General features: G+C 43.6%; 15 protein-coding genes. 8 read left to right on the top strand and 7 right to left on the bottom strand.

Translation table 11 applies throughout. The annotated features are described in order from the left end of the window. The 6 genes from QAS77_RS07425 to QAS77_RS07400 form a co-directional block, all read right to left on the bottom strand. A partial coding sequence (locus tag QAS77_RS07425) for a nickel-dependent hydrogenase large subunit (protein WP_305064719.1) occupies window positions 1-464 on the bottom strand: 464 nt, incomplete at its 3' end. A gap of 10 nt (window positions 465-474) precedes the next feature. After that, a complete protein-coding gene (gene fpoC, locus QAS77_RS07420; protein ID WP_250867602.1) occupies window positions 475-951 on the bottom strand; it encodes a F420H2 dehydrogenase subunit FpoC in 477 nt (158 codons plus the stop codon). A 9-nt stretch (window positions 952-960) separates the two neighbouring features. Beyond that, complete coding sequence (gene fpoB, locus QAS77_RS07415; protein WP_305064717.1) at window positions 961-1,515, bottom strand: F(420)H(2) dehydrogenase subunit B; 555 nt, start codon at window positions 1,513-1,515, stop codon at window positions 961-963. Continuing rightward, complete coding sequence (gene fpoA, locus QAS77_RS07410; RefSeq protein ID WP_011499360.1) at window positions 1,503-1,898, bottom strand: F420H2 dehydrogenase subunit FpoA; 396 nt, start codon at window positions 1,896-1,898, stop codon at window positions 1,503-1,505. The genes fpoB and fpoA overlap by 13 nt, the downstream gene beginning before the upstream one ends. A 242-nt stretch (window positions 1,899-2,140) precedes the next feature. Further along, a complete protein-coding gene (locus QAS77_RS07405; RefSeq protein ID WP_305064715.1) occupies window positions 2,141-2,647 on the bottom strand; it encodes a hypothetical protein in 507 nt (168 codons plus the stop codon). A gap of 23 nt (window positions 2,648-2,670) precedes the next feature. Continuing rightward, the gene (locus QAS77_RS07400) at window positions 2,671-3,090 is read right to left on the bottom strand and encodes a DUF22 domain-containing protein (RefSeq protein ID WP_250867606.1); all 420 of its coding nucleotides are present in this window, start codon (window positions 3,088-3,090) and stop codon (window positions 2,671-2,673) included. A gap of 280 nt (window positions 3,091-3,370) precedes the next feature. Here QAS77_RS07400 and QAS77_RS07395 point away from each other — a divergent pair, with 280 nt between their 5' ends. The 6 genes from QAS77_RS07395 to cofC all read left to right on the top strand — a co-directional run bounded on the left by QAS77_RS07395 (window position 3,371) and on the right by cofC (window position 8,718). Then, a complete protein-coding gene (locus QAS77_RS07395) occupies window positions 3,371-3,532 on the top strand; it encodes a 4Fe-4S binding protein (RefSeq protein WP_250867607.1) in 162 nt (53 codons plus the stop codon). Next, window positions 3,529-4,806 carry a phytoene desaturase family protein gene (locus QAS77_RS07390; RefSeq protein ID WP_305064713.1) on the top strand — a complete coding sequence of 426 codons (1,278 nt, stop codon included), beginning with the start codon at window positions 3,529-3,531 and terminating at the stop codon, window positions 4,804-4,806. Before QAS77_RS07395 ends, QAS77_RS07390 begins: the two co-directional genes overlap by 4 nt. Window positions 4,807-4,939: 133 nt before the next feature. Next, entirely contained in the window at window positions 4,940-5,932 is a 993-nt protein-coding gene (cofG, locus tag QAS77_RS07385; protein ID WP_250867609.1) for a 7,8-didemethyl-8-hydroxy-5-deazariboflavin synthase CofG, read from the top strand. Then, entirely contained in the window at window positions 5,929-6,996 is a 1,068-nt protein-coding gene (gene cofH, locus QAS77_RS07380; protein WP_305064712.1) for a 5-amino-6-(D-ribitylamino)uracil--L-tyrosine 4-hydroxyphenyl transferase CofH, read from the top strand. The genes cofG and cofH (QAS77_RS07380) overlap by 4 nt, the downstream gene beginning before the upstream one ends. 2 nt (window positions 6,997-6,998) lie before the next feature. After that, complete coding sequence (gene cofH, locus QAS77_RS07375; RefSeq protein WP_250867611.1) at window positions 6,999-8,069, top strand: 5-amino-6-(D-ribitylamino)uracil--L-tyrosine 4-hydroxyphenyl transferase CofH; 1,071 nt, start codon at window positions 6,999-7,001, stop codon at window positions 8,067-8,069. A gap of 1 nt (window position 8,070) precedes the next feature. Next, on the top strand, window positions 8,071-8,718 hold the full coding sequence (gene cofC, locus QAS77_RS07370; RefSeq protein WP_250867613.1) for a 2-phospho-L-lactate guanylyltransferase: 648 nt from the start codon (window positions 8,071-8,073) through the stop codon (window positions 8,716-8,718). On the opposite strand, the gene cutA is transcribed toward cofC, so the two are convergent. Next, window positions 8,695-9,009, bottom strand: coding sequence for a divalent-cation tolerance protein CutA (gene cutA / locus QAS77_RS07365; protein WP_305064710.1), 315 nt, complete (start codon window positions 9,007-9,009; stop codon window positions 8,695-8,697). The two genes, cofC and cutA, sit on opposite strands and share 24 nt — an antisense overlap. A gap of 322 nt (window positions 9,010-9,331) precedes the next feature. Between cutA and QAS77_RS07360 the strand changes: the two genes are divergently transcribed. After that, window positions 9,332-9,505, top strand: a complete 174-nt coding sequence (locus tag QAS77_RS07360) for a 4Fe-4S binding protein (RefSeq protein WP_305064708.1) — start codon at window positions 9,332-9,334, stop codon at window positions 9,503-9,505. Next, a partial coding sequence (locus QAS77_RS07355) for a geranylgeranyl reductase family protein (protein ID WP_305064706.1) occupies window positions 9,502-10,368 on the top strand: 867 nt, incomplete at its 3' end. The genes QAS77_RS07360 and QAS77_RS07355, both read left to right, overlap by 4 nt.

Below are 10,368 nucleotides of genomic sequence, written 5' to 3'. Positions count from 1 at the left end.
GTGTGTGTAATACGTGCTCCTGTCACCATGTCCATCAAAGAGAGAATATCTTCCCTTTCCTTGATAGTATACATGAACATTGATACGAAACCAATGAACTCACCGAACTCACCCATTCCAAGAAGGTGGCTCTGTAATCTTGACAGTTCTTCAACAATAACCCTGATATACTGGGATTTTTCAGGAACTTCAATGTCTGCAAGTTTTTCAACAGCACCGACATAAGCTTCTTCGTTTGTCATTGCTGTAAGATAACAGATCCTGTCAACGATAGGTATGCCTTGAAGGTACGTTTTATTTTCTAAGATCTTTTCAATACCCTTGTGAATAAATCCCAACTCGATATCAGCATCGACCACGGTTTCACCCTTAAGTTTCAGGTTTAACCTAAATGGTCCTGGTTGCATCGGATGTTGAGGTCCAAGGTGAACGATCATTTCTGATGGGCCAACTGTTTCATCCATATTTATACCCTCACACCAAATTTCTGGCAGTTCTGTTCGGGAAGCCTTCGTAATCCTTTCTCAAAGGCCAATCTCCCATCAATTCATCTGGAAGGACCAGAGGTTTGAGGTAGGGATGATTGTTAAATTTAACACCGAACAGTTCGTATGTTTCTCTTTCATACCAATTTGCATTCCAATAAACAGGAACTATAGACTCGATCTCCGGAGCATCACGAGGAAGCTTAACTTTGATGGTCATTAGAACAGAGTGGTCGTATGAACCAATATGATAGACAACCACGATCTCGTTCCTTTTAGGATAATCTACAGCAGTCTCGCTTGAGAGATGATCAAATAAAAGTTCATCTTTCATGTACTGGCAGACTTCCACGATCTTTTCCGGTTCCAGATAAGCAGAGACCCTGATATCAGAATCCACTTTTGCATCCACGAGGGAGTCCTGGAACTTATTAACCAATGAATCAATAATGCTTTTTGCATCCATGTGATCACCTCAATAATCCGTCCCATGGTCCTTCTTGGCCATGATCTTCTTCTGAAGCTCAATGAATCCCTGAAGCAGGGCTTCCGGCCTTGGCGGACATCCTGGAATAAAAACATCTATAGGGAACATTTTATCGATGTTCTGCACTGTGCTGTAAGATTCATAGAAAGGACCACCACTAATAGAGCAGTCACCCATGCAAATTACCCACTTTGGTGCAGCCATCTGTTCCCAGAGCGTATTAAGAGCAGGAAGGTATTTCTTTGTCACATATCCACTAATGATCATGACATCTGCAGCCCTTGGGGAATTACGTGGTATAATACCGAACCTGTCAGTATCATAGTGTGCACAACCTGTAGCGATCATTTCCACACCACAACAACCCATTGGCTGAGTCAGGAACCACAGAGAGTTCTTCCTACCCCAGTTAATTACATCCTGGGCCTTTGTCTTTTTCAAGAATTCAGTGATAGCCATGGAAGTGGTGGTGATTACACCGGGGATCTCTTCCACAGACTCCTCCTGATTCCCTACTGTTTCGTTATCGTTTAATTCATCCATTTAAGAGCACCCTTCTTCCATAAGTATGCATATCCGAACAACAGAACAAAAATGAAGATAAGCATCTCAACGATCGCTGTTACCATATCGACAGAGGTACCCTGATAGATCATTGCCCATGGGTACAGGAAAAGAACTTCGATATCGAACAGAACAAATGCTATCGCATAAAGATAATACTCAACATTGAACTGTATTCGCGCATCTCCTAACGGATCTGAACCACATTCATAGGTCGTGTATTTGTTAGGTGATTTGCTTCTGGGGCTTACCAACTTAACCATAGCCATCGTTGCCGGAGGCATCAGAAGCGAAACAACAAGAAACACAGCAACCGGAATGTAACTATTGATAATACTGCTACTATCGATTATTACTGACATTGAATCACCTGAAGATTAATAATCGTAGATATAGTATTCTCTATATAACTATTTCCAAAAAACACACATTCATAACAAAACATGACGAAATATTAACAGGAGAAGAATAGAAGGACTGTGCGGATTTTGAATAGAAATTTAGCAGAAAAACGCAGATTTAAACTTATTACAAGTACCAAAAGTACGTATTCAGTAAAATTTAAAAAAGTCAAAGAAAGCAGGATATACCTGCTTTACAAATATCAGATCATCTTTGGAGAGTAATACTTCTTGACCATTTCGCCACAATTGGAACAAGTCATCACAAGCCACTCACCCACTTCTTCAGTTTCATACATATCAAAGATTGAGGAATCACAGCTCGGACAGGTATAATATTCCTTGAAATAATAATGATAGAACTGTGGCGTCTTCTCAAGCCAATCAAGCACCTCATGCATTCGTTCAAAATAACGCTGCTTTGAGGGCGTCTTAGTCTCATGAAGAGCATCATCTGCCCGTTCAGAAGCATCTACAGTATACTTGTGTGATTTAGAGAGGATCTTCTTGTAATCACTCACATATCGACTAGTGCTATCAAGATAGTGCAGATAGCCTTCATGCGCCTTCGGTTTTGTAGCATCACTCACCGTTTTCATGAAATACTCGCTCATCACATCTTCCATGATATCGGCACAGGAGGTACAGATATTATAGCCCTCATATTGCTTGAAATCCTGATCCTCCCCACAGATCACGCATTTTTCCATTTAAAAACCCCCTTTGGATCAGTTCATTTTACAAGCACAGGTTTCATAGCTTCCCTTGTGAACATGATAGGGAAGACATTCAATACCCCAAGCAGGTCCCCTGCCCTAACCTTCCCGGTCTCCTGTCCGAATACATAAGCATGATTGATGGTACGCGGACTTTCAACAAGGCAATTCCCTTCCTTTGAAGAGACCTTCAGAACGGAAGCAACTGCATGATAAGTGAACGCACATGGAATTGCAAGTGTGTCAGCATCCAATGTGACTTCCTTAATTGCGATCTTCTTATATTCGCCAGCACGAAGTTCCAGGTCCTCATCAGATATCACCATCTTCCACTTTGCGCGGGTGGCGATAGTAAATTCATAAGGCGCAGCCTTGAACTTCTTCGAAACCATTTCACCGTCTTTACGAGCTACTACTTGTATAGTTTCCGTGGACATGTATATCACCAAAGTATAATCTGACATATTACTATAAAAGGATTGTCATTATTGATAATGATAATTAGAGTACATTGCCAAATACAAAACAGACCAACAAAAAAACTATACGCCCACACATAATAGTACAATAAAGATAGAACGCATCAGTATTAATACATTGCTTATGTTACAGGACACACATAAGACAACATCAAAATATTGTATTACACTTCCATAAATTAGAACAAAATACTTTTACTATTAAGGAACTAAAAGAACTCCAACTCGAGGAAGATTCATGAAGATCAACGACAACTGTGTTGGATGCGGCCAATGTACAGCATTTTGTAAAATAGATGCAATCATCGTAAAAAGTAAGGCACACATCACCGATACATGTGTAAATTGTGGCGTATGTGCAACATATTGCCCCATGAAAGCGATTGAGGCAGATGAATGAAGGCCATCGTTATCGGATCCGGACTGGGAGGGTTGCTCAGCGCAGCCAAACTATCCGGAGCAGGTTATGAAGTAGAAGTGTTCGAACGCCTCGCAATGATCGGAGGAAGGTTCACGAACTTCAACATCAACGGTTATCAATTGACCACCGGTGCACTTCACATGCTACCCCATGGACCAACCGGACCCCTGGCACAACTTATCAAAGAGGTCAATGCCGATGTCATCATTGAAAGACAGGATAATACAGCCTTCATGAGAATACATGAAGACCTTGAGAAAGGAATATACAAAGATGTCCCATTTGGGAAGTTCGGTTCGACCTTTTCAGCATGGAACCGCATAAAACTTGCATTATTATTACTCTCGACCAGAAAATGGTCACCTAAAAACTGCTCTTTTGGAGAATGGATAACAAAGAACCTTAACATGCCCATTGCCCATCAGATGGCAGACTCGTTCTGTGGCTGGGCACTGAGCCTGAAAGCAGCAGATACCCCAGTAGAAGAGGCCTTTGAGATATTCGAGAACCTCTATCGACACGGAGGCCCGGGAGTCCCGATAGGCGGCTGTAAAGCAGTCACCGATGCCCTTGCAGACGTTGTAAGGAGAAACGGCGGGAGCATCGAGACAAAAACAGAGGTCACAGAGATATTGGTGGAGAACGGAAAGGCCGTTGGCGTGCTAATTGATGGACAAAGACATATGTCAGACATCGTCATCAGCAATGTTGGACACCCATTCACAAATGACCTTTGCAAAGATGCACCCACCACAACCCAATATGAGCAATACCTTGACAAGATAAGAACGATAAAACCCTCCGCCGGAGTGAAGATCTGTCTTGCTGCCAATGAACCCCTCATAGGCCATGGAGGAGTGCTTTTCACACCATCGGCAAAGAGAGTAAATGGCATCAATGAGGTCACGAACATCGACCCAAACCTCGCACCCCGGGGAAAACATCTGGTCATGGCACACCAGACAGTGCAATGGGACAGGATACCTTACATCGAAGAAGAGATCGACATGGGTATAGCGGACCTCGAAAGAATATTCCCGAACAAGGACTACGAGATAATTCTTGCACAATCATATTACGACGGCTGGCCTGTCAACAGGTCTTCATCAGGAACCGATATTGGCAATACCACTCCGATAGAAGGACTGTATGTGGTCGGAGATGGTGCAAAGGGCAAAGGTGGGATCGAGGTGGAAGGGGTCGCCCTTGGTGTCAAAAATACAATGAACATCATTTTAGGCGAAGGAAATTGATCATTTCGCCCGTTCCTTTTTTATTATTTATTTTCAGGCAATTTCAAGAATATTAGATAGTTCCCAACAAAAATCTATTAGTTGGAACCTTCAATTAAGCTTATGTACTAAATCCTTCATTCATTGACCAATTATGCCCGAATTTGTGACATTCTCGCGCAATGTTTTCATTCCTGTTACCAATATTTGCAGGAACCATTGCGGCTACTGCACCTTTAGGCGCGATGCCGGACATCCTGAAGCCCGCCTAATGAACATATCAGAGATAAGGCAGATCCTTGAAAAAGGAGAAAAGGCAGGATGTACTGAAGCCCTTTTTGTTTTTGGAGAATATGCTGAAGAAGTTCCGGAATATCTACTGGAACTTGAAAAGCTTGGATATTCCAGCACTGTTGAGTATGTCGCGGACCTTTGCGAGCTTGCTATAGAAATAGGACTACTGCCGCATACCAATGCCGGCATCCTTACCCAGCATGAGCTCGAGATATTAAAGCCTTTGAACATAAGCATGGGCCTTATGCTGGAAACCACTGCTGAACTGAAAGCACATTCCGAATCTCCTGGAAAAGCCCCATCCACCCGCATAGAGATGATAAGGACCGCCGGAAAGTTACAGATACCATTCACCACAGGCATACTGGTGGGCATCGGGGAAACAAAGGCTGACCGCAAACGTTCACTCAATGTCATTGCGGATATGCACAGGGAATTCGGACACATACAGGAAGTCATCATACAGAACTTCATGCCAAAACCTGATACCCCAATGGCAGACCATGCCCCACCATCAAAGGAAGAAATGATAGAGACCGTTTCTATTGCAAGGGAAATACTACCGGATGATGTTGCAGTTCAGGTCGCACCAAACCTTATCGACCCATATATATTGATAAAAGCAGGCGCATCTGACCTTGGAGGAGTATCCCCCACAACCATTGACTGGATAAATCCGGAAGCTGAGTGGCCGGATGTCATCGAGCTTCAAAGGATGACAAAAGAAATAGAACTTAGAGAAAGATTGCCCATATACCCACAGCATATAAAGAAAGGATGGTACAGCAGCAACCTTTCCGACCTGATAGAAACACTTACTGATAAAAACGGATTTAAGAGGAAGCAGCAATGATCCCCGAAGATATCTTAGAAAGAGCATATCAGGGTACTACTACCAAAGAAGATGCTCTTACCCTACTGAAAATAAAACCCTTTGAACTGTTCGCACTTGCAGACCAGATCAGAGCTGAAAACGTTGGAGATAACGTCACCTACATCATCAACCGTAACATCAATTTCACGGACATATGCATCGGAACATGTGGTTTCTGTGCATTCAAAGATAAAAAAGGATATCTACTCTCCATTGACCAGATAAAGGAAAAAATAAAGGAAGCCCATGTTTCCGGTGCGACCGAAGTCTGCATCCAGGGTGGATTGCTACCTAATGCAGATATAGACCTCTATATTGATATTCTCAGAGCGGTCAAGTCCGAATATCCACACCTCCACACCCACTGCTTCTCCCCAATGGAGATCAATCATGCTGCAAGGGCCAGCGGTCTTTCAGTCGAAGAAACACTGAAAAAGCTCAAGGATAACGGATTGAACACAATGCCCGGAACCGCAGCGGAAATTCTTGTAGACAAAGTACGAAAGATCATCTGCCCGGACAAGTTAACAAGACAGGAATGGATAGACACTGTGACCCTTGCCCACAATATAGGAATTCAGACCACTGCAACAATGATGTACGGCCACGTGGATACGTGGGAGGACAGGATCGACCACATCCTCACCATCAGGGAAATACAAAAAGAGACAGGCGGCTTCTCTGAATTCGTACCCCTTTCGTTCATGCCTTACAATAACCCGATAGGCGAGAAAATGCTGGAAGAAGGCCGATTCATGAACACCGGCATAGACGACCTAAAGGTCTATGCCATTGCACGCATATTGCTCAATACGCACATCAACAACATACAGACAAGCTGGGTTAAACTTGGAAAGAAGCTTGCACAAATGGCGCTGTCCTGTGGTGCGAACGACATGGGTGGCACGCTCATGGAAGAAAGTATTTCAAGATCAGCAGGAGCATCCAGTGGAGAAGTCATCTCTGTGGAAGAACTGGAATGGATCATAAGGGCCACAGAAAGGACACCAGTTCAGAGAGACACCCTTTACAGGAGCATATGATAATGACCATTCCCGAAGAGATCATTGAACGGGCCCACAGGGGAAAAGCAACAAAGGAAGATGCAATTGCACTTCTGGATGTAAATCCCTTCGAACTTTACACACTCGCAGACAACCTGCGTAAAGAAGCCGTTGGTGATACAGTGACCTATGTCACCAACAGGAACATCTACATCACCAATATGTGCAAGGGACACTGCGGTTTCTGCGGTTTCAGAGAAGAGAAAGGATACATACTGACCATTGAAGAGATACTTGAACAGGTCGGACAGGCAGAAAAGGCCGGTGCTGTGGAGATCTGCATCCAGGGCGGTTATCTTCCACAACTGGACCTTGAATTCTATAATGAGATCGTGAAGAGCATCCACACCAACTATCCTAATATGACCATACATGGATTCTCACCCATGGAGATCCACTATGCTTCATCCCTTTCAAAAACACCTATCGAAGATGCCTTTAGCGAACTGAAAAAAAGCGGTCTGGGCACACTTACCGGGACATCCGCAGAGATACTTGTGGACCGTGTACGAAAGATCATCTGCGAGGATAAGATCACAACAGACCAGTGGATAGAGACCATCAAGGCATCCCACAGGGTCGGCCTGCGCACCAATGCCACCATAATGTACGGTCATGTGGAGACCTGGGAAGAACGGTTCGATCACATACTGACAATACGTGATATACAGGAAGAGACCGGTGCGTTCACCGAACTGATAACCATGCCTTTCATGCCCTACAACAACAGTGTTGGAGAGGAGATGCTACGTTCAGGGAAGTTTATGACAACCGGAATGGAAGACCTCAAAATGATAGCTATTGCAAGAGTACTGCTCAACAAACACGTGGATAACCTTCAGGCATGCTGGGTAAAACTTGGCAAGAAGCTTGCACATGTAGCTTTGTCCTGTGGTGCAAATGATCTTGGAGGCACTCTTATGGAAGACCAGATCACCCTGGCATCCGGAGGGGCGAATGGGGAATATCTATCACCAGAAGAGCTGGAATGGATCATCAAAAGTGCAGGTCGCAAGCCGATGCTAAGGAATGCATTATACGAGGAAATATAATATGAGAGCGGTCATTCCTTATAAGAACGAAAATGCAAAATCAAGGCTATCTCCAGTCCTCTCAAAGGAAGAAAGAGAAGAGTTCGTAGAGCTTATGCTAGAAGATGTCATTAAAGCCCTTAACGATGCAGGAATGACAACTGTAGACATCCTCACTACCTCAACGGAAGGAATTCCAAAGGAGTTCAAGGGGGATCTCATTGTCACAGAACCCGGACTGAACGATTCTATAAATGAATACTTGCAAAATGCCAGCGAACCCGTATTGATAATCATGGCTGACCTGCCCCTTGTGACCGGCGACCATATCAGAAAGATAACATCAGTTTCAGAAGATGTCGTCATCGTTCCGGGAAAAGGCGGAGGAACTAACATCCTGTTCATACGCCATCCGAACGAGTTCACTGTAAAATATCACGATTGCAGTTTCACAAGCCATTGTGAGATCACTGAAGATCTCGACAAGAGCATGCACATATTCGATTCATTCCTTGCAAGTACCGATATCGATGAACCCCATGATATTGTTGAGCTCATGCTTCACGGAAAAGGAAAGGCAAAAGAATATGCAGAGAAACGGTTCGGTTCTGAGACCGGAAAAGGAAGAGTGAAGATCTCACCCCTATCAAAGCTTTCCAGTTTCATCTGAGATCCACTGCAAATACTCCTCATCCCCGGAAATATCCCAGCAGACGATACATGGAAGCTCATAGCTATGCAGCGACCTTACTGTTTCTTTCAATTCATCAAATCTTTCAGAGATCGTTTTTAGCACGACTGCAACTTCCTGATCTTCAACAATCTTACCACCCCAACGGTAAACAGAGTCCATACGATGAAAATCAGCACATGCTGCAAGATTCCTTGATACCAGCTCTTTCCCCAACATTCGAGCTTCATCCATACTTCCCGCAGTAACGTAGACCATGATATGATGCATATAAAGAAGGACTGTTGTTAGAACATATCAAAATGTCGTTCCGTCCAACATAAGAAAATAGTATAAGTTGTTTTGTACGGCACTATTAGCAATATCACCTGCAATATTGCCAAAAGCCACATACAATACGAACAAAAGATAGATCCTGAAATAACTGATAGTAGTATTATTGTCCTAAAAGAGAAAACTTGTCCACTATTTTTAGCGTCTTATAAGTACTAACATATAAATATCACCATTATGAAAAATGGATGCCACGAAACATATATTATAATGGAAGTAATAATGATAGCAACACATCTGAACTATTCGGTGATAATCAATGAGCATCAGTGTAAATAAATATATATGTGGATACTGCGGTGCATGTGTAGGAGTATGTCCAACGGGAGCTCTGGAACTTGTCGAAACATGGATAGAAGTAGACAATAAATGTATTGGATGTGGCATTTGTCAGAAAATATGCCCGCTCGGAGCCATCGAGGTGAACAGATGAAAGACCACTACGATGTCATTGTTGTTGGCGCAGGGCCGGGAGGATCCATTGCTGCAAAAACCGCAGCAAAGGAAGGACTCGACGTATTGATGATCGAAAAAAGACAGGAGATTGGCGATCCTATCAGATGCGCTGAAGGCGTAGGTAAATTTCATTTAAAACAACATATTGAACCAGATCCACGATGGATATGTGCAGACGTAAAGGGATCATGTATCATTTCCCCGGATGGAACAAAGGTCAAAATGGCAGAGGAGATGTCAGGCGGGGAAGTGGGTTATGTACTCGAGCGGAAGATATTTGACAGGGCACTTGCTAACGAAAGCGCATTAGCAGGCGCTGAGGTTATGGTCAAGACAAGAGCAACTGACCTGATAATTGAAAATGATACTGTCTGTGGAATAAAGCTCATGCATTTGGGGAAAATGCATGAAGTGCGCTCAAAGATAGTTATTGGCGCAGACGGAATGGAATCAAAGGTCGGACGTTGGGCAGGTATTGAAACAGCAGTAAAACCATCCGACATGGAAACCTGTGCACAATATCTTGTGAGCAATGCCAATATTGACCAGGAATTCTGCTATTTCTATCTTGGGAATGAGATAGCACCTGCCGGTTATGTATGGATGTTCCCAAAAGGTGGCAACAAGGCAAATGTGGGAATAGGTATACTGGGTAGCAAATCCGGAGAGGACAGACCCATAGATCTTCTTAATGCCTTCATGGAAAAGAACATGCCTGATGCCAAGATCATCGAAATGGTCATCGGAGGAGTACCTGTTTGTGGAACTATCGAAAGAACGATAGCCAATGGGCTTATGCTTGTAGGAGATGCTGCACGCCAGTCAGACCCAATAACAGGT

Source organism: Methanococcoides sp., assembly GCF_030594565.1.
Classification (GTDB): domain Archaea; phylum Halobacteriota; class Methanosarcinia; order Methanosarcinales; family Methanosarcinaceae; genus Methanococcoides; species Methanococcoides seepicolus.
Note: the sequence above shows the minus strand (reverse complement) of the source record. Positions and strands in the feature narration are given on the sequence as shown.

Excerpts from the sequence above, each read along its gene's own strand:
- fpoC (WP_250867602.1), bottom strand. The coding sequence starts at position 951 with ATGGATGCAAAAAGCATTATTGATTCATTGGTTAATAAGTTCCAGGAC.
- fpoB (WP_305064717.1), bottom strand. The coding sequence starts at position 1,515 with ATGGATGAATTAAACGATAACGAAACAGTAGGGAATCAGGAGGAGTCT.
- fpoA (WP_011499360.1), bottom strand. The coding sequence starts at position 1,898 with ATGTCAGTAATAATCGATAGTAGCAGTATTATCAATAGTTACATTCCG.
- QAS77_RS07405 (WP_305064715.1), bottom strand. The coding sequence starts at position 2,647 with ATGGAAAAATGCGTGATCTGTGGGGAGGATCAGGATTTCAAGCAATAT.
- QAS77_RS07400 (WP_250867606.1), bottom strand. The coding sequence starts at position 3,090 with ATGTCCACGGAAACTATACAAGTAGTAGCTCGTAAAGACGGTGAAATG.
- QAS77_RS07395 (WP_250867607.1), top strand. The coding sequence starts at position 3,371 with ATGAAGATCAACGACAACTGTGTTGGATGCGGCCAATGTACAGCATTT.
- QAS77_RS07390 (WP_305064713.1), top strand. The coding sequence starts at position 3,529 with ATGAAGGCCATCGTTATCGGATCCGGACTGGGAGGGTTGCTCAGCGCA.
- cofG (WP_250867609.1), top strand. The coding sequence starts at position 4,940 with ATGCCCGAATTTGTGACATTCTCGCGCAATGTTTTCATTCCTGTTACC.
- cofH (WP_305064712.1), top strand. The coding sequence starts at position 5,929 with ATGATCCCCGAAGATATCTTAGAAAGAGCATATCAGGGTACTACTACC.
- cofH (WP_250867611.1), top strand. The coding sequence starts at position 6,999 with ATGACCATTCCCGAAGAGATCATTGAACGGGCCCACAGGGGAAAAGCA.
- cofC (WP_250867613.1), top strand. The coding sequence starts at position 8,071 with ATGAGAGCGGTCATTCCTTATAAGAACGAAAATGCAAAATCAAGGCTA.
- cutA (WP_305064710.1), bottom strand. The coding sequence starts at position 9,009 with ATGCATCATATCATGGTCTACGTTACTGCGGGAAGTATGGATGAAGCT.
- QAS77_RS07360 (WP_305064708.1), top strand. The coding sequence starts at position 9,332 with ATGAGCATCAGTGTAAATAAATATATATGTGGATACTGCGGTGCATGT.